The organism is Kitasatospora sp. Xyl93 (assembly GCF_055383135.1).
Window position 1 is genome coordinate 5,957,593 of record NZ_AP029185.1, and the last position, 17,899, is coordinate 5,975,491.

Annotated in this window: 18 protein-coding genes; 15 read left to right on the forward strand and 3 right to left on the reverse strand. The window is 73.3% G+C overall.

Annotated elements, in window-relative coordinates; translation table 11 throughout:
* Positions 1-43: 43 nt before the first annotated feature.
* Both fabG and fabI read left to right on the forward strand, forming a co-directional pair.
* The gene (fabG, locus tag ACZ5GH_RS26365; protein ID WP_464335398.1) at positions 44-763 is read left to right on the forward strand and encodes a 3-oxoacyl-[acyl-carrier-protein] reductase; all 720 of its coding nucleotides are present in this window, start codon (positions 44-46) and stop codon (positions 761-763) included.
* 2 nt (positions 764-765) lie between these two features.
* On the forward strand, positions 766-1,533 hold the full coding sequence (gene fabI / locus ACZ5GH_RS26370; RefSeq protein ID WP_359911482.1) for an enoyl-ACP reductase FabI: 768 nt from the start codon (positions 766-768) through the stop codon (positions 1,531-1,533).
* 81 nt (positions 1,534-1,614) lie between these two features.
* On the opposite strand, the gene ACZ5GH_RS26375 is transcribed toward fabI, so the two are convergent.
* The gene (locus ACZ5GH_RS26375) at positions 1,615-2,289 is read right to left on the reverse strand and encodes a FadR/GntR family transcriptional regulator (protein WP_387758505.1); all 675 of its coding nucleotides are present in this window, start codon (positions 2,287-2,289) and stop codon (positions 1,615-1,617) included.
* Between the two features lie 116 nt (positions 2,290-2,405).
* Here ACZ5GH_RS26375 and ACZ5GH_RS26380 point away from each other — a divergent pair, with 116 nt between their 5' ends.
* The 3 genes from ACZ5GH_RS26380 to ACZ5GH_RS26390 all read left to right on the forward strand — a co-directional run bounded on the left by ACZ5GH_RS26380 (position 2,406) and on the right by ACZ5GH_RS26390 (position 4,522).
* Positions 2,406-3,701 carry a CynX/NimT family MFS transporter gene (locus ACZ5GH_RS26380; RefSeq protein ID WP_464336874.1) on the forward strand — a complete coding sequence of 432 codons (1,296 nt, stop codon included), beginning with the start codon at positions 2,406-2,408 and terminating at the stop codon, positions 3,699-3,701.
* Positions 3,702-3,747: 46 nt separating this feature from the next.
* Positions 3,748-3,870 (forward strand): SGM_5486 family transporter-associated protein, encoded by a 123-nt coding sequence (locus tag ACZ5GH_RS26385; protein WP_387758507.1) that lies wholly within the window; start codon positions 3,748-3,750, stop codon positions 3,868-3,870.
* A 124-nt stretch (positions 3,871-3,994) separates the two neighbouring features.
* Positions 3,995-4,522: a SixA phosphatase family protein gene (locus ACZ5GH_RS26390; protein WP_464335399.1), complete on the forward strand. Its 528-nt coding sequence runs from the start codon at positions 3,995-3,997 to the stop codon at positions 4,520-4,522.
* A 106-nt stretch (positions 4,523-4,628) separates the two neighbouring features.
* On the opposite strand, the gene serB is transcribed toward ACZ5GH_RS26390, so the two are convergent.
* Positions 4,629-5,885, reverse strand: a complete 1,257-nt coding sequence (serB, locus tag ACZ5GH_RS26395) for a phosphoserine phosphatase SerB (protein ID WP_387758510.1) — start codon at positions 5,883-5,885, stop codon at positions 4,629-4,631.
* Between the two features lie 222 nt (positions 5,886-6,107).
* Between serB and ACZ5GH_RS26400 the strand changes: the two genes are divergently transcribed.
* The 3 genes from ACZ5GH_RS26400 (at position 6,108) to ACZ5GH_RS26410 (ending at position 10,783) form a co-directional block, all read left to right on the forward strand.
* Positions 6,108-8,702 (forward strand): ABC transporter ATP-binding protein/permease, encoded by a 2,595-nt coding sequence (locus tag ACZ5GH_RS26400; protein WP_387758512.1) that lies wholly within the window; start codon positions 6,108-6,110, stop codon positions 8,700-8,702.
* A 334-nt stretch (positions 8,703-9,036) separates the two neighbouring features.
* On the forward strand, positions 9,037-10,134 hold the full coding sequence (locus tag ACZ5GH_RS26405) for a GAF domain-containing sensor histidine kinase (RefSeq protein ID WP_464336875.1): 1,098 nt from the start codon (positions 9,037-9,039) through the stop codon (positions 10,132-10,134).
* Positions 10,127-10,783, forward strand: coding sequence for a response regulator (locus ACZ5GH_RS26410; protein WP_387758514.1), 657 nt, complete (start codon positions 10,127-10,129; stop codon positions 10,781-10,783). The genes ACZ5GH_RS26405 and ACZ5GH_RS26410 overlap by 8 nt, the downstream gene beginning before the upstream one ends.
* Positions 10,784-10,816: 33 nt before the next feature.
* On the opposite strand, the gene ACZ5GH_RS26415 is transcribed toward ACZ5GH_RS26410, so the two are convergent.
* A complete protein-coding gene (locus tag ACZ5GH_RS26415; protein ID WP_464335400.1) occupies positions 10,817-11,620 on the reverse strand; it encodes a hypothetical protein in 804 nt (267 codons plus the stop codon).
* A gap of 150 nt (positions 11,621-11,770) precedes the next feature.
* Between ACZ5GH_RS26415 and ACZ5GH_RS26420 the strand changes: the two genes are divergently transcribed.
* The 7 genes from ACZ5GH_RS26420 to ACZ5GH_RS26450 all read left to right on the forward strand — a co-directional run bounded on the left by ACZ5GH_RS26420 (position 11,771) and on the right by ACZ5GH_RS26450 (position 17,876).
* On the forward strand, positions 11,771-12,562 hold the full coding sequence (locus ACZ5GH_RS26420; protein ID WP_097235722.1) for an ABC transporter ATP-binding protein: 792 nt from the start codon (positions 11,771-11,773) through the stop codon (positions 12,560-12,562).
* A 120-nt stretch (positions 12,563-12,682) separates the two neighbouring features.
* On the forward strand, positions 12,683-13,105 hold the full coding sequence (locus ACZ5GH_RS26425) for an NfeD family protein (protein ID WP_387758517.1): 423 nt from the start codon (positions 12,683-12,685) through the stop codon (positions 13,103-13,105).
* A gap of 10 nt (positions 13,106-13,115) precedes the next feature.
* Complete coding sequence (locus ACZ5GH_RS26430) at positions 13,116-14,165, forward strand: SPFH domain-containing protein (RefSeq protein ID WP_387758518.1); 1,050 nt, start codon at positions 13,116-13,118, stop codon at positions 14,163-14,165.
* 206 nt (positions 14,166-14,371) lie between these two features.
* Complete coding sequence (locus tag ACZ5GH_RS26435; RefSeq protein ID WP_387758519.1) at positions 14,372-15,130, forward strand: sulfite exporter TauE/SafE family protein; 759 nt, start codon at positions 14,372-14,374, stop codon at positions 15,128-15,130.
* A gap of 46 nt (positions 15,131-15,176) precedes the next feature.
* Entirely contained in the window at positions 15,177-15,356 is a 180-nt protein-coding gene (locus ACZ5GH_RS26440; RefSeq protein ID WP_387758521.1) for a DUF1272 domain-containing protein, read from the forward strand.
* Between the two features lie 63 nt (positions 15,357-15,419).
* Positions 15,420-15,725 carry a 4a-hydroxytetrahydrobiopterin dehydratase gene (locus ACZ5GH_RS26445; protein ID WP_387758522.1) on the forward strand — a complete coding sequence of 102 codons (306 nt, stop codon included), beginning with the start codon at positions 15,420-15,422 and terminating at the stop codon, positions 15,723-15,725.
* Between the two features lie 120 nt (positions 15,726-15,845).
* On the forward strand, positions 15,846-17,876 hold the full coding sequence (locus tag ACZ5GH_RS26450; protein WP_464335401.1) for an outer membrane protein assembly factor BamB family protein: 2,031 nt from the start codon (positions 15,846-15,848) through the stop codon (positions 17,874-17,876).
* Positions 17,877-17,899 lie beyond the last annotated feature (23 nt).

A 17,899-nucleotide genomic window follows, 5' to 3' on the forward strand; every position in this document is an offset into this window, starting at 1 on the left:
CGCATTCCGACGTACGCGCTCACACACGGAGAGAGGTGGATCGTTGAGCCGCTCGGTTCTCGTCACCGGAGGAAACCGGGGCATCGGCCTCGCGATCGCCCAGGCCTTCGCCGAAGCGGGCGACAAGGTGGCCGTCACCAGCCGCTCGGGCGAGGTGCCCGAGGCGCTGGCCAAGCACGACGTCCTCGCGGTCCGCTGCGACATCACGGACGCCGCGCAGGTCGACGCCGCCTTCACCGAGATCGAGCAGAAGCACGGTGCGGTCGAGGTGCTGGTCGCCAACGCGGGCATCACCAACGACACCCTGCTGCTGCGCATGACGGAGGAGGACTTCACCTCCGTCGTGGACACCAACCTGACCGGCACCTTCCGGGTGGTCAAGCGCGCCTCGAAGCTGATGATGCGCGCCCGGAAGGGCCGCGTCGTGCTGATCTCGTCCGTGGTGGGCCTGTCCGGCTCCCCGGGCCAGGCCAACTACGCCGCCTCCAAGGCCGGCCTGGTCGGCTTCGCCCGGTCGCTGGCGCGCGAGCTCGGCCCGCGCAACATCACCGTCAACGTGGTCGCCCCCGGCTTCGTCGACACCGACATGACCGCCGTGCTCAGTGACGAGCGCCGCGCGGAGATCGTCTCGGGCGTGCCGCTGGGCCGCTACGCGGCGCCCGCCGAGGTCGCCTCCACCGTGCGGTTCCTCGGGTCGGACGAGGCCGCGTACATCACTGGAGCCGTCATTCCCGTCGACGGCGGATTGGGCATGGGTCACTGATCATGAGCGGAATCCTCGAAGGCAAGCGGATCCTGATCACCGGTGTGCTGATGGAGTCCTCCATCGCCTTCCACACCGCCAGGCTCGCGCAGGAGCAGGGCGCGGAGATCATCCTCACCGCCTTCCCGCGCCCGAGCCTGACCGAGCGGATCGCCAAGAAGCTGCCGCACCCGGTCAAGGTGCTGGAGCTGGACGTCTCGAACCCGGAGCAGCTGGCCGGCATCGCCGACCAGGTCCGTGAGCACCTGCCGACCCTGGACGGCATCGTCCACTCGATCGGCTTCGCCCCGCAGGACGCGCTGGGCGGCAGCTTCCTGGACACCCCGTGGGAATCCGTGGCCACCGCCATGCACGTCTCGGCGTACTCCCTGAAGTCGCTGACCACGGCCCTGCTGCCGCTGATGCAGGACGGCGGTTCGGTGGTCGGCCTGACCTTCGACGCGCAGTTCGCCTGGCCGCAGTACGACTGGATGGGCCCGGCCAAGGCCGCCCTGGAGTCGACCAACCGCTACCTGGCGCGCTACCTGGGCGAGCGGGACATCCGCTGCAACCTGATCTCGGCCGGGCCGATCGGCTCGATGGCCGCCAAGTCCATCCCGGGCTTCGGCGACCTGGCCGACACCTGGAACCACCGCTCCCCGCTGAAGTGGGACCTGAGCGACCCGGAGCCGGCCGGCCGCGGCATCGTCGCGCTGCTGTCGGACTGGTTCCCGAAGACCACCGGCGAGATCATCCACGTCGACGGCGGTCTGCACGCCATCGGCGCCTGACGCTCCGCCCGTACGCCGCTGCCCGGCACCCCTCCTCGGGGGTGCCGGGCAGCGGCGTTTCCGGCTCGCGCGGGCGGGCGGTCAGGCCTCGGCGGTGGCGCAGGCGCCGATGGCGCGGCCGGCCTCGACCGAGGCGCGCTGGGCGTCGCCGGCCCGGATGGCCTCCAGGATGGTGTGGTGGCCGATGTAGCGCTCGGCGATCAGCTCGGGGCCGACGTCGTGCCGCAGGTGCTGGCGGGTGACCTCGCCGAGGTCGGCGTAGACGGCGAGCAGGACGTCGTTGTGGGAGGCGGCCACCACGGCCTGGTGGAAGGCGGCGTCGGCCTGGACGAAGTCCTCGGCGTCGCCGGAGTGCCAGGCGGCCTCCCGGCGGGCCAGCGCGCCGTCCAGCAGCTCCAGGTCCCGGGGGGTGCGGCGGTGGGCGGCGAGGCCCGCCGCCGAGGTCTCCAGCGCCGCCCGAAGCTCGGCGACCTGGCCCTGGTCGGCGTCGGCGAAGCGGCGGTGCATCACCCCGGCGAGCTCGCTGGTGGCCAGCACGTAGGTGCCGGAGCCCTGTCTGATGTCGAGCAGGCCGTTGTGGGCGAGGGCGCGGACGGCCTCGCGGACGGTGTTGCGGGCGACGCCGAGCTGCTCGACCAGGGCGGCCTCGGTGGGGATGCGCGAACCGACCGGCCACTCCCCGGAGGTGATCTGGGCGCGCAGCTGGGCGATCACCTGGTCTGACAGCGGGGTGCGCCTCGGCGAGGACAGCGCCACGGGGGACTCCTTGCGACTACGGCTCGGGTGGGGCCTGGGTGGGAGGTGGCCGGAGGATGAACGGTCGGCACATCATGCCAATTCCAAGGTGCATCAATTCATCCCATCATTCTATGATGCTCTCCATGTCCGTAGCAGAGACCACCGCTTCCGCCCGGACGGAGGGCCGGCCGCCGCGCGCGGAGCAGCCCGCCGCCTCCGGCTCCGCCAAGTACCTGGGCTGGCTGTTCGCCGTCGCGATCGCCGCCGCCTTCAACCTGCGCCCCGTGGTCACCAGCCTCGGGCCGCTGCTCGACCAGGTCCGCGACGACCTCGGGATGAACCCGACGCTCGCCGGGCTGCTCACCGCCGTCCCGTCGCTGTGCTTCGCGCTGTTCGGCTTCGCCGCACCGGCCGCCGCCCGCCGGATCGGCCCGATCGCGGTCGTCACGGCCGGGATGGGCGCGATCACCGCGGGCGTGCTGGCCCGCTCCTTCGCCGGCGGCACGGCCGTGTTCCTGCTGCTCACCGCGCTCGCGCTGGCCGGTGTCGCGGTCTCCAACGTGCTGCTGCCGGTCGTGATCAAGCGCTACTTCCCGGAGAAGGTCGGTCCGATGATCGGCCTGTACTCCATGGCGCTGTCCGCCGGCACCGCGCTGGCGGCCGCCGTCACCGTGCCGCTGACCAGCGCGCTCGGCGGCGACTGGCGCTACGGCCTCGGCGTCTGGGCCGCCCTCGGCGCGCTCGCCCTGGTGCTCTGGCTGCCGGTGCTGATCGCCAGGCGCGAGCGCGGCGAGCGGTCGGGCGGCGCCGCCGTACCGGTCAGGCTGCCGATCACCCGCAGCCGTACCGCCTGGGCACTGGCCTGCTTCTTCGGCTTCCAGGCCACCGGCGCGTACGTGGTGATGGGCTGGCTGCCGAAGATCTTCCAGGACGCCGGCATCGACAAGGGCACCTCCGGGGTGCTGCTGGCGGTCACCATGGTGATCGGCGTGCCGGTTTCCTTCGTGCTGCCCAACCTGGCCGCCCGGCGCGGCGACCAGCGGCTGTTCGTGGTCGTGCTGGCGGCCTGCGGGATCGCCGGGTACACCGGGCTGGCACTCGCCCCGGCCGGCGGGTCCTGGGTCTGGGCGGCCCTGGTGGGCCTGTCCAACTGCGCCTTCCCGCTGGTGCTGACGATGATCGGCCTGCGCGCCCGGACGGCCGGCGGCGTCGCGCAGCTGTCCGCCTTCGCCCAGGGCGTCGGCTACCTGATCTCCATCCCCGGCCCGATCCTGATCGGCCGGCTCTACGACGTCACCGGCGAGTGGTACCTGCCGCTGGGCTTCCTGGCGCTGCTGCTGGTGCCGCAGATGCTGTTCGGCCTGCGGGCGGCGCGCGCCCGGCACATCGAGGACGAGGCGGTGCACCCGGCGGAGCGCGCCGCGGCGTGACGCCCCGGCGGCCGGCGGGCGTGTTCGGGATGGGAGAATTCCGGACATGCCCGTTCTCGACCCCAACCCCACCGACGGCCGCAAGCAGCTCGGCCGCATCGCCCTCGCCATCGCCGCCATCGTGGTGCTGGTGGCGATCATCGCCACCATCGCCCCCAACCTGGACTGACGGACGCCCGTACGCCGCCCGGCGCCCAGGTGAACGGGGCGGTGGCGACACTCCTCGTCCCTCGGAGTGGCGGCATCCGGGAGCGTCGCGCCACCGGGCCGCTTTTCTGCCAAGCTTGCTGGGTATGAGCGCCGACACGCCCCGCAGGATCATCGTTCTCCGCCATGCCAAGGCCGACTGGCCGGACGGCGTGGACGACCACGACCGGCCGCTGGCCGACCGGGGCCGCCACCAGGCCCCGGACGCCGGCCGCTGGCTGGTCGACTCCGGCATCAACCCCGACTACGTGATCTGCTCCACCGCGCTGCGCACCCGCGAGACCTGGAAGCTGGCGGTGCACGAGCTGCCGCACCGGCCGCAGAAGACCGTCTACGAGGAGCGGGTCTACGAGGCCAGCCCCGGCGAGATCATCGCCGTGCTCCAGGAGACGCCCGAGGAGTACTCGGACGTGGTGCTGGTGGGCCACAATCCGGGGGTGCTGGGGCTGACCCAGGTGCTGGCCGGGGACGCGGGCGACCCGGACGCGCTGGAGCGGCTGCGGCTCGGCGGCTTCCCGACGGCGGCGATCGCGGTGCTCAGCTTCCGCGGCTCCTGGAAGGGCGTCGAGCCGGGCGCGGCCGAGCTGGTCTCGTACCACACGCCGCAGGAGTGATCCCCGGAACTGACCCGAAGGGCGCGCGGAGCTGATCCGCGCGCCCCTCGGGCGCGTCCGCGGCCGTGCGGGGCGGGGCCCACGCCACCGGCCGGGGCCGGGCCGTCTACTCGGTCGGGGTGCCGTGCAGCGCGTCGGCCGCCTCGACCTCCTCGCGGGTGATGCCCAGCAGGTACAGCACGGTGTCCAGGAAGGGCACGTTCACCGCCGTGTCGGCGGCCTCCCGCACCACCGGCTTGGCGTTGAACGCCACCCCGAGCCCGGCCGCGTTCAGCATGTCCAGGTCGTTGGCGCCGTCGCCGATCGCCACCGTCTGCTCCAGCGGCACCTTCGCCTGCTCGGCGAAGCGGGCCAGCCAGCGGGCCTTGCCCGCCCGGTCCACGATCTCGCCGACCACCCGGCCGGTGAACCGGCCGTCCACCACCTCCAGGGTGTTCGCCGCCGCGAAGTCCAGGCCCAGCTGCTCCACCAGGTGGTCGGTGACCTGGGTGAAACCGCCGGACACCACCGCGACCTGGTAGCCGAGGCGCTGGAGCGTACGGATCAGGGTGCGCGCGCCCGGCGTGAAGCGGACCTCGGCGCGGACCTTCTCGGTCACCGAGGCGTCCAGCCCGGCCAGCAGTGCCACCCGGGCCCGCAGCGACTCGGCGAAGTCCAGCTCGCCGCGCATCGCCGCCGCCGTCACCTCGGCGACCTCCTCCTCGCAGCCCGCGTGGGCGGCGAACAGCTCGATCACCTCGTCCTGGATGAGCGTGGAGTCGACGTCCATGACCACCAGGCGCTTGGCCCGGCGCTCCAGCCCGGCGGCGACCACCGCGACGTCCACCCGCTGGGTGGCCGCCTCCTGGGCCAGCGCGGCCCGCAGCTCGTCCGTGGCCACACCGGAGACGGCCAGCTCGACCGCCGTCACCGGGTACTTGGCGAGCCGGAAGACCCGGTCGATGTTGCCGCCCGAGGCGGTGATCCGGGAGGTGAGCGCGGAGACGGCGGCGGCGGTCAGCGGGTTGCCGAGCACCGTGACGTGCGAACGGCCCTCGCGGCGCGGCCGGTTGTCACCGATGCCGGAGAGGATCTCGGCCTGGAGCTTCTGCTCGTCGGCCCAGCGGTGGACGGTGGCCCGCAGCCCGCCCTCGGCGCCGGGCGAGGGGGGCGGGGTGATCAGGGCGCACAGCGTGATGCGGCCACGGGTGACGACCTGCTCGATGTCGATGACGTCGACGCCGAAGCCGGCCAGCGTCGCGAAGAGGCCGGCGGTGATGCCGGGGCGGTCCTTGCCGAACACCTTGACGAGCAGGGTGCGCTCGTCCGCGGTCCGGTGCTGGGCGGCGGGGAGGGGCTCAGCGGCCAGGGGCGATGCGTTCATGGTGGCTCCCACGCTACCGGGCGCCCGACGGCCCGGGGGCACCCGTCCCACCTCGCGGGACGGCACCGGCCGGGGCTCGGTCGCAGCCTGGTCACAGTCACCCGGGCCGACTTTCATCGGCGGTCGACGGGCTGGAATGATTCCCCCCGTCAGTCACAGGAACATCGCACCCCGGCCGGGGGCCACAATTCGGGGGAACCGAGAGAGCGGGGCAGGCGCGCAGTGCCGCAACTCGTCATTGAGATCAACGGACAGCAGCGGACTCTGGAGCCCGGGCGGTCCTACACCATCGGGCGCAACCCGCAGTCGGACTTCCCGTTCGACGACGCACGGGTGTCCTGGCACCACGGGACCATGAGCTTCAACGGCAGCGGATGGCAGCTGGACGACCACGGCAGCACCAACGGGACGTACGTGGCCGGCGCCCGCACCATGCAGGCCCAGCTGTTCCCCGGTGCCGTGGTCAACCTGGGCAACCCGGAGAACGGCCCCCGGCTCGGCTTCTCCGCACCCGCGCACGCCGCGGCTCCGCAGGCCGCCCCGATGCACGAGGCCGCCACCAGCCGCGGCCCGGTGCCCGCACCCCACCAGCCCGCCCCGCAGCAGGGCTGGCCGCAGCACGACCCGTACCAGCAGCCGCAGCAGGCCTGGCCGGGCCAGCCGCAGGCGCAGCCGCCGTTCCCGCAGCAGCAGTACGCGCCGCCGCAGGCCCAGCCGGCCCCGCAGCAGCCCCAGCACGGCGGCTTCCCGGAGCAGCAGGGCTTCCCGGCCCCGCCGCAGCACGGCGGCGGTCCCCAGCCGACCGTCATCCGCAACCTGACGTCGGCGATGCGCACCGTCCGGATCGGCCGTGCGCTCGACAACGACATCGTGGTGTCCGACCTCCAGGTCTCCCGCCACCACGCCGAGCTGCGCCAGCTCCCGGACGGCCGCTACGAGATCGTCGACCTCGGCAGCCACAACGGCATCTTCCTCAACGGCCAGCGCGTCCAGCGCCAGCTGATGGGGCCGCAGGACCGCCTGACCGTCGGTCACTCCGGCTTCGTCCTGGTCGGCGACCAGCTGCAGGAGTTCGTCGAGACCGGCGCCGTCTCCTTCTCCGCCCGCCACCTGACCGTCGAGGTCGAGCACAAGGGCGCCAAGAAGATCCTGCTCAACGACGTCAGCTTCGGCGTCCCGGAGAAGTCCCTGGTCGCGGTCATCGGCCCGTCCGGCTCCGGCAAGTCGACCCTGCTGCGCGCCCTCACCGGCTACCGCCCGGCCGACCGCGGCGACGTCCTGTACGACGGCCGCAACCTCTACAAGCAGTTCGCCGAACTGCGCTCGCGCATCGGCCTGGTGCCCCAGTCGGAGATCCTGCACAAGGAGCTCACCGTCCGCACCGGCCTCAAGTACGCGGCCCGGCTGCGCTTCCCCGGCGACACCGAGGCGCGCGAGCGCGAGGCCCGGATCGACGAGGTGCTGTACGAGCTGCGCCTGGACAAGCGCGCCGACAACAAGATCACCGCGCTCTCCGGCGGTCAGCAGAAGCGTGTCTCGGTCGCCCTGGAGCTGCTCACCAAGCCGTCGCTGATCTTCCTGGACGAGCCCACCTCGGGCCTCGACCCGGGCATGGACCGCGAGGTCATGCAGATGCTGCGCGGCCTCGCCGACGACGGCCGCACCATCCTGGTCGTCACCCACTCGGTGGCCGAACTCGCGCTCTGCGACCGGCTGCTGGTGATGGCTCCGGGCGGCTCGGTGGCCTACTTCGGCCCGCCGGACGAGGCGCTGCACTTCTTCGGGTACGAGACCTGGGCGGACGTCTTCCAGGCCTTCGAGAACTACCCCGACCACGACTGGGCCGGCCGCTACCGCGGCTCGGTGCACTACCAGCAGTACTCCGCCCCCGACGTGGAGTCGGGCGAGGCGAAGCACGTCCAGGTCGCCCAGGAGGCGATCCGCCCGCCCAAGCCGCAGAGCTGGGGCTCGCAGCTGTGGACGCTGATGCGCCGCTACATGTCGGTGCTCGCCTCGGACCGCGGCTTCCTGGCCCTGTCGGTGCTGCTGCCGGCGGTCATCGGCGCGGTCAGCGTGCTGATCCCCAACGAACCGGGGCTCGCGCCCAACCCCAAGACGCAGCTCCACCTCAACAGCGGCGCCGCGACGATCATGCTGATCCTGGCGATCGGCGCCTGCTTCTCCGGGGCGGCCAACTCGGTCCGCGAGTTGATCAAGGAACGGGCGATCTACGAGCGAGAACGAGCCACCGGGCTCTCCCGCTCGGCGTACATGATGTCCAAGATCATCGTGCTGGGCTTCTTCAGCGTGATCCAGGGCGCCATCATCTCCGCCGTCGGCTTCCTGCCGCGCAAGCTCCCCGAGACCGGCCTGATCGTCAAGAACCTGCCGGTCATCGAGATGACCCTCGGCATGATCCTGCTGAGCTTCGCCGCGATGATGTTCGGCCTGATGATCTCCGCGCTGGTGAAGACCGCCGAGAAGACCATGCCGCTGCTGGTCATGTTCGCCATCGTCCAGGTCGTCTTCACCGGCTGCCTCTTCCAGATCTTCAGCAAGCCCGGACTGGAGCAGGTCGCCTGGCTGATGCCGGCCCGCTGGGGCACCGGCATCGTGTCCACCACGCTCGACCTCTCCGTGCTCATGGGCCCCTGGAACAAGGACTTCCAGAACCCCAACTACGACCCGCTGTGGGAGCACAGCGTCGCCCAGTGGGCGATCGACGCCGGCGTGCTGATCGTCATCTCCGTCGTCATCGGCGTCATCGTGACCCGGCTCCAGCGCCGGCACGAGCCCGAGGTCATGCAGAAGGGCTGACCCCTTCTCCGACTCCGCCCGAGGGGCGGCCTCCCACCGGGGGGCCGCCCCTCGGGCGTTCCCGGCGTTCCCGGCGGTCGCGTCGCGGCCCGGGCGGTCGAGAGCGGTCCCGCCCGCCCCGGACGGCGCTCGGCGGCCCCGGGGCGGGCCCTGCGGCCTAGGTCCCCGGACCTGGGCCCGGAGCGGCCGGGGACGGACGCGGCGCCCGTCACGGCGGCGGTAGTTTGGCGGTATGCCCAGCACCACCGGAGACCACCGGGCCCACCACGGCCCGCTGCCCGCCTGCGAACCGTGCTTGTCCGGCATCGAGGCCGTCAGCCAGGCCCTGCTCGCCATGAGCCGGCACCTCGAGGTCCGTGAGGTGCTGCGCCGCATCACCGCCTCCGCCCGCGGACTGCTCGGCGCCGAGTACGCGGCCCTCGGCGTGCCCGACGACCACGGGGGCTTCGCCCAGTTCGTCGTCGACGGCGTCACCGACGAGCAGTGGCGGGCCATCGGCCCGCTGCCCCGGCAGCACGGCGTGCTCGGCGCGATGCTGCACGAGACCGGCCCCACCCGGCTCGTCGACGTCCGCAAGGCACCCGCCTTCGAGGGGTGGCCCGCGGCCCACCCCGACATGGACGCCTTCCTGGGCATGCCGATCCTGGACACCGACGCGGCCGAGGACGAGCCGCAGGTGATGGGCGTCATCTTCCTCGCCAACAAGCGCGGCGGCGGCCTCTTCACCGACCACGACGAGGAACTGCTGCGGATCCTCGCCGCGCACGCCGCCCTCGCCCTGTCCAACGCCCGGCTGTACGAGCGCAGCCGCGAACTCACCCTGGCCGGCGAGCGCGCCCGGATCGCCCACGACCTCCATGACGCCGTCTCACAGAAGCTCTTCTCGCTCCGGCTCACGGCCAAGGCGGCCGCCAAGCTCGTCGACCGCGACCCGGCCCGGGCCCGCGCCGAGCTCGCCGAGGTCGCCCGGCTGGCCGCCGAGGCGGCCGACGAACTGCGCGCCGTCGTCGTGGAACTGCGGCCCGCCGCCCTGGAGGAGGACGGGCTCAGCGCCACCCTCGCCTCCCAGGTGCAGGTCCTCGACCGGGCGCACACCGCCGACGTCGCCTTCGCCGCCGACGGCGTCCGGGCGCTGCCGCCCGCCCAGGAGGCCGCAATGCTGAGAGTCGCCCAGGAAGCGCTGCACAACGCGCTGCGCCACTCCGGCGCCCGCCGGGTCACCGTCACGCTGGCCGGGACACCGGCCCGCGGCGCGCTGCTGCGGGTGCACGACGACGGGCGCGGCTTCGATCCGGAGTCCGTCCGCCGGGCCGGCCGCCACCTCGGCCTGGCCTCGATGCGCGACCGCGCGGCCGCCGTCGGCGGCACGCTCACCCTGGAGTCGGCCCCCGGCCGGGGGACGCTCGTCGAGATGGAGGTCCCCGGTGCCTGAGAGCACACCGTCGATCCGCGTGCTGCTGGTCGACGACCACCAGGTGGTCCGGCGCGGACTGCGCACCTTCCTGGAGGTCCAGGACGACATCGAGGTGGTCGGCGAGGCCGCCGACGGGGCGGAGGGCATCGAGCGGGCCCGTGAACTCGACCCCGACGTCGTCCTGATGGACCTCAAGATGCCCGGCGTCGACGGCATCGAGGCGCTGCGCACGCTCAAGGGGGAGGGCAGCCGGGCCCGGATCCTGATCGTCACCAGCTTCACCGAGCACCGCACGATGGTCCCCGCGCTGCGGGCCGGAGCGGCCGGGTACGTCTACAAGGACGTGGACCCGGAGGCGCTGGCCGGGGCGATCCGCTCGGTGCACGCCGGCCACGTCCTGCTCCAGCCCGAACTGGCCGAGGCGCTGCTCTCCGACGACGGCCCGCGCGCGCCGCAGGGCCGCGGCGGCACGCTCACCGAGCGCGAGCGCGAGGTGCTCGGCCACATCGCCGACGGCCGCTCCAACCGGGAGATCGCCCGCAGCCTGCACCTCTCGGAGAAGACGGTGAAGACCCACGTGTCCAACATCCTCATGAAGCTGGACCTGGCCGACCGCACCCAGGCGGCACTCTGGGCCGTCCGCCACGGCGCGACCCGGGAGGGGTAGCGCGCGCGACGGCGGCCCGGGACCCGGCACGCCTCAGCGGTCGTCCCGCTCGTCGACGAGGGCGTTGTAGGCGGCCACCTGGGCGCGCCGGGCGGTGCGCCGCAGCGGGGCCAGGACAGACTGGCGGGCCGCCATCTCCGAGGCGCTGACGGCGGCGCCGTGCCCGCCGGAGGCGATGGCCAGCAGCGCGGACACCTGACGGGCCGACTCCAGGACCCGGGCGGCCCGGGGCGGGTAGCCGGGGGCGAGCAGCTCGCCGTGGCCGCGGCGGCGGTAGGCGTCCAGCGCGCGCAGGGCCTCGGGCCCGGCACCGGCCACGTCGAGGCGGGTGAGCAGCACGGTCGCCTCCCGCAGCCCGTCCGCCAGCTCCCGCTCGGCCTCGTGCAGCGAGGGAACGTCCGCCGGAGGGGCGTCGTCGACCTCGGAACAGCGCCACAGCACGGTGGCCGAGCGGTCGCCGGCCGGGCCGTACACCTCCACCTCCGGCACCAGCCCGAGCGGCGCGCCCACGGCCAGGACGGCCTCGCCCGCGTCCATGGCCCGCTCGTTGAACGCCTTCGGACCGGTCAGCCCGATCGGGTGCCCGGCCGAGGGCAGCGCGAGCCGCAGGCCCCGTACGCCGAGCACCCGCAGCCGCCCCAGCGCCCAGGTCAGCCCGTGCCGCTCGCCGGGCTCGTCACCGGGCAGCCCGGTCACCCGGTGGACCTCGTCCGAGCCCAGGACGGCCGCGGCGGCGTCGTCCGGCGGCACCAGGCCCGCCAGCAGGGCGTTGCCCCATGCGGTGAGCCGCCCCGAACGGGGCTCTTCGTACGGATTGTCGGCAGGAGTCACGAGCATCCGGCCAGCCTACGGAATCGGCGGTCATCCGCGTGGCGTAGGTTTGCCCATGCGTGTGCGGCGCACTTACCCCGTGCCCACCGGCCGCCGGAGTAGGCTCGCCGCCCGCACCGACGGCCGAGAATCTTGTTTTTTGGGGAAGGCATAGGCATGAGCGACGTGCTGGAGCTGGTGGACGTATCCGTGGTCCGGGAGGGGCGCGCGCTGGTCGACCAGGTCTCGTGGTCCATCTCCGAGGGCGAGCGCTGGGTCATTCTGGGCCCGAACGGCGCCGGCAAGACCACGCTGTTGCAGATCGCCTCCTCGTACCTGTTCCCGACCTCGGGCAAGGTCACGGTGCTGGGCGAGAAGCTCGGCGAGATCGACGTCTTCGAGCTGCGCTCCCGGATCGGCCTGGCCGGTGCCGCGATGTTCGACAAGCTGCCGGCCGAGCAGACCGTGCTCCAGACCGTCCTCACCGCCGCGTACGGCATGACGGTCAGCTGGCAGGAGACCTACGAGCAGTCGGACGAGGGCCGGGCCCTCGCCCTGCTCGACCGCCTCGGCATGGCCGGCCTCACCGACCGCAAGTTCGGCACCCTCTCCGAGGGCGAGCGCAAGCGCACCCTGATCGCCCGCGCCCTGATGACCGACCCCGAGCTGCTGCTGCTCGACGAGCCGGCCGCCGGCCTGGACCTCGGCGGCCGCGAGGACCTGGTCCGCCGGCTCGGCGCGCTCGCCCAGGACGAGTTCGCCCCGGCGATGGCGATGGTCACCCACCACGTCGAGGAGATCGCGCCCGGCTTCACCCACGTCCTGATGATCCGTCAGGGGAAGGTGCTCACCGCCGGCCCGATCGACACCGAGCTGACCGCCCGCAACCTCTCCAAGTGCTTCGGCCTGCCGCTGACCCTGGAGCGGCACGGAGACCGCTGGTCGGCCCAGGGTCTGCCGCTGGGCTGACGCCCCGTCCGTCCGCCCTCCGGAAGGCCGTCGGGAACCGGTCGTACGCGCGACCGGTTTCCGCCCCTCGACCTGCGGGAACTGTCCGCCTCGAAGGCCTTCGCTCCCTAGGATGGACGTGTGGACAGCTGGATCTGGTGGCTCCTGGCCGCCGCAGGGCTCGGCATACCGCTGGTGCTGACCGCGATGCCGGAGTTCGCCATGTTCGCGGTCGGGGCGCTGGCCGCCTCCGGCGTGGCCGCACTGGGCGGGGGAGTGGTCCTGGAGACCGTGACCTTCGTCCTCGTCTCGGTCGCCCTGGTGGCGTTCGTCCGCCCGATCGCCTACCGGCAGCTCCAGCGGGGCCCGCAGGTCAAGATGGGCATCGAGGCGCTCCAGGGCGCCACCGCGGTCGTCGCGGAAACCGTCGACGGGGAGGGCGGGCGGATCAAGCTGAACGGCGAGATCTGGTCGGCCCGTGCGCTCCACCCGGGCCAGGTGTACCAGCCCGGGCAGCAGGTCGACGTCGTCGAAATCCAGGGCGCGACCGCCCTGGTCGTCTAGGGGAGAGTCCGTGGAACCCGTCCTTATCGTTTTGGTCGTCCTGGTCGTGGTGGCCTTCATCGCGCTGATCAAGACGATCCAGGTCATCCCGCAGGCCAGCGCCGCGATCGTGGAGCGCTTCGGCCGCTACACCCGGACGCTCAACGCGGGGCTGAACATCGTCGTCCCGTTCATCGACCGGGTCCGCAACCGGATCGACCTGCGCGAGCAGGTCGTGCCGTTCCCGCCCCAGCCGGTGATCACCCAGGACAACCTGGTCGTCAACATCGACACCGTCATCTACTACCAGGTGACCGACCCCCGCGCCGCGACCTACGAGGTCGCCAGCTACATCCAGGCGATCGAGCAGCTCACCGTCACCACCCTGCGCAACATCATCGGCTCGATGGACCTGGAGTCCACCCTGACCTCGCGCGAGGTCATCAACGCCGGCCTGCGCGGCGTCCTGGACGAGGCCACCGGCAAGTGGGGCATCCGGGTCAACCGGGTCGAGCTGAAGGCGATCGAGCCGCCGACCTCCATCCAGGACTCGATGGAGAAGCAGATGCGCGCCGACCGCGACAAGCGCGCCGCGATCCTCACCGCCGAAGGCCAGCGCCAGGCCCAGATCCTCAAGGCCGAGGGTGAGAAGCAGGCCGAGGTGCTCAAGGCCGAGGGTGAGGCGCAGGCCGCGGTGCTGCGCGCGGACGGTGAGGCGGCCGCGATCCGGACGGTCTTCGAGGCCATCCACGACGGCGACGCCGACCAGAAGCTGCTCGCCTACCAGTACCTCCAGACCCTGCCCGAGCTGGCCAAGGGCGACTCCAACAAGCTGTGGATCATCCCCAGCGAGGTCGGCGACGCGCTCAAGGGCCTCGGCGGCGCCTTCACCGGCCTGACCGGCAACGGCGGCGTGAACGGCGGCGCGGTCGCGGCGCCCAGCGTCCCGCAGACGGCCCCGGCGGCCACCCAGGTGCCGCTGGACCCGGCGTCCGGCCCGCGGCCGGTGGACACCGAGAAGGGCGCCGCCCGCCCCCGGGTGGACCCGGCGCGGGAGTACCCGAAGATCGACCCGGAGTGACGGCTCGGACCGTGCCGGCGCGTGTCTGACGGTTCGCCTCGGATCAGGGCCCGTCGCCGGGAGGCGGCGGGCCCTCGGCCTGTCGCGGCGCCGGCCCGGGCGGACCGGGCGCTGTGGCGTGCGTCCCGAATCGTGGGAGGGTCTGGTCGGGCCGTACGGCCGTCCGGCATGATCCCCTCGGACAGGACCGAGAGGAGAGCCGACCCATGACGCTCTGGGAGTCGATCGCCGTCCTGGTGGCGGGCGTCGGTGCCGGGATGATCAACGTGATCGTCGGTTCCGGCACCCTGATCACCTTCCCGGTCCTGCTCGCCGTCGGCATCCCCCCGGTCACCGCCAACGTCTCCAATGCCTTCGGCCTGGTCCCCGGCTCGCTCAGCGGCGTGATCGGGTACCGCCGTGAACTGGCCGACCAGGGCCGCCGCGTGCTGCGGATGGGCACCGCCTCGCTGCTCGGCGGGCTGCTCGGCGCGCTGCTGCTGGTCAGGCTGCCGAGCGGGGCCTTCGACGCGATCGTCCCGGCGCTGATCCTGCTCGCGCTCGTCCTGGTGGTGGTCCAGCCCCGGGTGGCCAAGGCCGTCGCGGCCCGCCGCCGCCCCGACGGCGATCCGGACGGCGGCCCGGTGCTGCTGGTCGGCGTGTTCCTGACCGGCATCTACGGCGGCTACTTCGGCGCCGCGCAGGGCGTGCTGCTGATGGCGCTGATGGGCATGCTGCTCCAGGAGGAGCTCCAGCGGATCAACGCGGTGAAGAACGCCCTGGCGATGATCGTCAACGCGGTCGCAGCGCTCTTCTTCCTCTTCACCTCGACCGTGAACTGGGCCGCCGCCGGGCTGATCGCGGCGGGCTCGCTGGTCGGCGGTCTGCTCGGCGCCAAGGTCGGCCGCCGGCTCCCGCCGACCGCGCTGCGCGCCGTCATCGTGGTGGTCGGCCTGGTGGCCGTCACCAAGCTGTTGCTGAGCTGAACGAACGTCAGACCGTCTGACCGTCCGCACATCGGAGGAGTACGCCATGGCCCTGGAGATGCGTGAGCGCTGCGAGCGCTGCGAGGTGTCGCTGACCGCGGACGGCGGCGCCTCGATATGTTCCTACGAGTGCACCTTCTGCCCGGACTGCACCGAGGCCATGGCCGGCGCCTGCCCCAACTGCGGCGGCGAGCTGGTGGTCCGTCCGCGCCGGAAGGCCGCCTGACACCGGACCCCGGACCTCCTGGGGCCCGGTACCCCGGACCGACGACCCACCAGGAGCGCGGCGATGAGCAGCAGGGCACGGCTGAGCGAGGACGAGATCACGGCGGCCCTGGCGGCGCTGCCGCAGTGGGAGCGGGAGGGCGGCAGCATCGTCCGGACCGCCGCCGCCCCGGACTTCCCGGCCGCGATCCGGGTGGTCGGCGCCGTCGCCGAGCAGGCCGAGGCGCTCGACCACCACCCCGACATCGACATCCGCTGGCGCACCCTGCGCTTCGTGCTGTCCACCCACAGCGCCGGCGGCCTCACCGGTCTGGACCTCACCCTCGCCGCCCGGATCGACGAGGCCCTGCGCGCCGAGTCGGCCGGCTGACCGACCGTACGGCCGGAAGCGGGGGACCCGGACGACCGAGGGCCCGGGCCGCGCCCCCGGGCGGGCGTGAGATGCTGACTGCCGCATCGGCAGGCAGGCGGCTCGGGAGGGACGGAACGGATGGCGCAGGAGCCCTTCGGAGACGCCCACCCCCGACAGCCCTGGCCGCCCCGGGGCGACGCGGACTGGCCGAACGACGGGTACGGGGGGTACGCCGAGCAGCAGCAGGCGCCGGAGCAGCCGTCGCCGTGGCAGCCGCAGGCGGGTCACGGCCCGGAGGCGTACGGGCAGCAGCAGCCGCAGGCCGGCCAGGGCGACCAGATCGGCTACGGGCACACCGGTTACGACCACGGCGGGTACGGCCAGAGCGGGTACGGGCAGGGCGGTTACGACCAGAGCGGCTACGGGCACGCCGGTTACGACCAGGGCGGGCACGGCCGGACCGGCCAGGCCGAGGGCGGCTACGTCCAGGGCCAGTACGGCGAGCAGGGGCAGTACCAGCCGTATCCGCCGTACCAGGACCACCCGCTGCAGCACCAGCCGTACGCGCCGTACGCCGCCGCGCAGCAGCCCGCCGGTGACGGGCTGTACGTCCCGGCGGGGGCGGAGTACTCGGCGGACGGCTACGTGCACATCGAGGAGGCCGAGCCGGCGCCCGCGCCCGTCCCGGAGGAGCCCGCCGAGACCTCTCCGCAGGCCCCCGGCGTGACGGCCGAGCCCGTCGCGCCGTCGCGGGCCGCCGCCCGCCGGGGCGCCGGCGGCGGTTCCGGCACCGCCGCGGGCTCCGGCTCCGCACTCTCCGCCAGGGCCCGGAAGGCCGCCGGCGCGGTGCTGACCGGCGATCACGTGCCCAGTCGCAAGGCCCTGCTGGTGCGGACCGGCGCCGGGGTGGCCGCGCTGGGCGTGCTGGCGGTGGCCGGGCTGATGGTCGGCACCGAGGGCGGCGGCAGCGCGGCGGCGAGCAGCGGCGGTGAGCCGGGCTTCGCGGTGGCGCACACCCGGGCGTGGGCCGCGCAGCCCGCCGCGGCCGGTCCTGCCGGGGGCGACGACACGCTGGTCGGCAGCTGGCCGCTGGCCGACGCGGTGGTCCGGGCCGACGGCTCCGGGGTGCACGCGTACGACCGGGCGGGCGGCAAGCTCGCCTGGTCGGTGGAGCCGCCGGCCGCCGGGGCCGTCCCGTGCGGGCTGTCGGCGGGGGTGAACCAGGCGGGCCTGGGCGCGGCGCTGTTCCGTCCGCAGGCCGATCCGAAGAGCCCCTGCACGCTGGTGGTCGCCGTGGACACCAAGACCGGCAGGACCGCCTGGACCAAGGCCCTCTCGGACGCCAAGGGCGCCTACTCGGCCCGGGTCGGCGTCACCGAGGACAAGGTGATCGCGGTCGGCGACGACCGGGTGCTGGCCTGGGAGTCGGCCGACGGGAAGGACGTCTGGCAGTACACCGGCCAGGGCAAGTTCTGCACGCTGTCCGGCGGGGTCAGCGGCAAGACGGTGCTGGTCGCCTCCTCCTGCGCCGACTCGACCCCCACGGACCAGGCCGTCGCGCTGAACACCGCCGACGGCAAGGTCAGTTGGTGGCGGGGCCTGAACAACCAGCCGAAGACGGTGACCGTGCTGTCCGCCGAGCCGGCCGTCGTCCTCACCACCGGCGAGAAGCCGGAGAACGACCGGGTGTTCGCCTGGGGCACCGCCGGCGACCCGGCCGCCGAGATCCCGGTGGCCGTCGACGGCGGCCGGCTGGACGTCGCCCACGGTACGTTTTCGGCCACTCCCGGCGTGTACTTCGAGGGCCGCACGATGGTCACCACCCTGACTCCGCCGAACGGCGGCGGGCAGGTGGCCGCGGTCGGCTACGACCTGGACACCGGCAAGCAGCGCTGGAAGGTGCCGACCGCCGCCAAGGGCGCCGTCCGGGCCGTCGGCATCGACGGCGGGTCGCTGGTGCTCGCCGCCGACGAACGCCGCGACCAGCCCGCCCGCCTCAGCCGGTTCCCGCTGGCGGGCGGCCAGGAGGCCACCGGCGGCAACTTCCCCTCCGGCACCGGATCGCTGCTGATCTCCGGACGGGTGCTGATCGGCGGCGGGCAGGTGGTCGTGGTGCCCGAGCACTCGACCAACTACGGCACGGCGGCGGGGTACCAGGCGAAGGACTGACGCCTTCCGCCCTGCCTGCTCCA

Coding starts and splice junctions, on each gene's coding strand:
- fabI (WP_359911482.1), top strand. CDS start 766: ATGAGCGGAATCCTCGAAGGCAAGCGGATCCTGATCACCGGTGTGCTG.
- ACZ5GH_RS26380 (WP_464336874.1), top strand. CDS start 2,406: ATGCTCTCCATGTCCGTAGCAGAGACCACCGCTTCCGCCCGGACGGAG.
- ACZ5GH_RS26385 (WP_387758507.1), top strand. CDS start 3,748: ATGCCCGTTCTCGACCCCAACCCCACCGACGGCCGCAAGCAGCTCGGC.
- ACZ5GH_RS26390 (WP_464335399.1), top strand. CDS start 3,995: ATGAGCGCCGACACGCCCCGCAGGATCATCGTTCTCCGCCATGCCAAG.
- serB (WP_387758510.1), bottom strand. CDS start 5,885: ATGAACGCATCGCCCCTGGCCGCTGAGCCCCTCCCCGCCGCCCAGCAC.
- ACZ5GH_RS26405 (WP_464336875.1), top strand. CDS start 9,037: ATGAGCCGGCACCTCGAGGTCCGTGAGGTGCTGCGCCGCATCACCGCC.
- ACZ5GH_RS26415 (WP_464335400.1), bottom strand. CDS start 11,620: ATGCTCGTGACTCCTGCCGACAATCCGTACGAAGAGCCCCGTTCGGGG.
- ACZ5GH_RS26420 (WP_097235722.1), top strand. CDS start 11,771: ATGAGCGACGTGCTGGAGCTGGTGGACGTATCCGTGGTCCGGGAGGGG.
- ACZ5GH_RS26435 (WP_387758519.1), top strand. CDS start 14,372: ATGACGCTCTGGGAGTCGATCGCCGTCCTGGTGGCGGGCGTCGGTGCC.
- ACZ5GH_RS26440 (WP_387758521.1), top strand. CDS start 15,177: ATGGCCCTGGAGATGCGTGAGCGCTGCGAGCGCTGCGAGGTGTCGCTG.
- ACZ5GH_RS26445 (WP_387758522.1), top strand. CDS start 15,420: ATGAGCAGCAGGGCACGGCTGAGCGAGGACGAGATCACGGCGGCCCTG.
- ACZ5GH_RS26450 (WP_464335401.1), top strand. CDS start 15,846: ATGGCGCAGGAGCCCTTCGGAGACGCCCACCCCCGACAGCCCTGGCCG.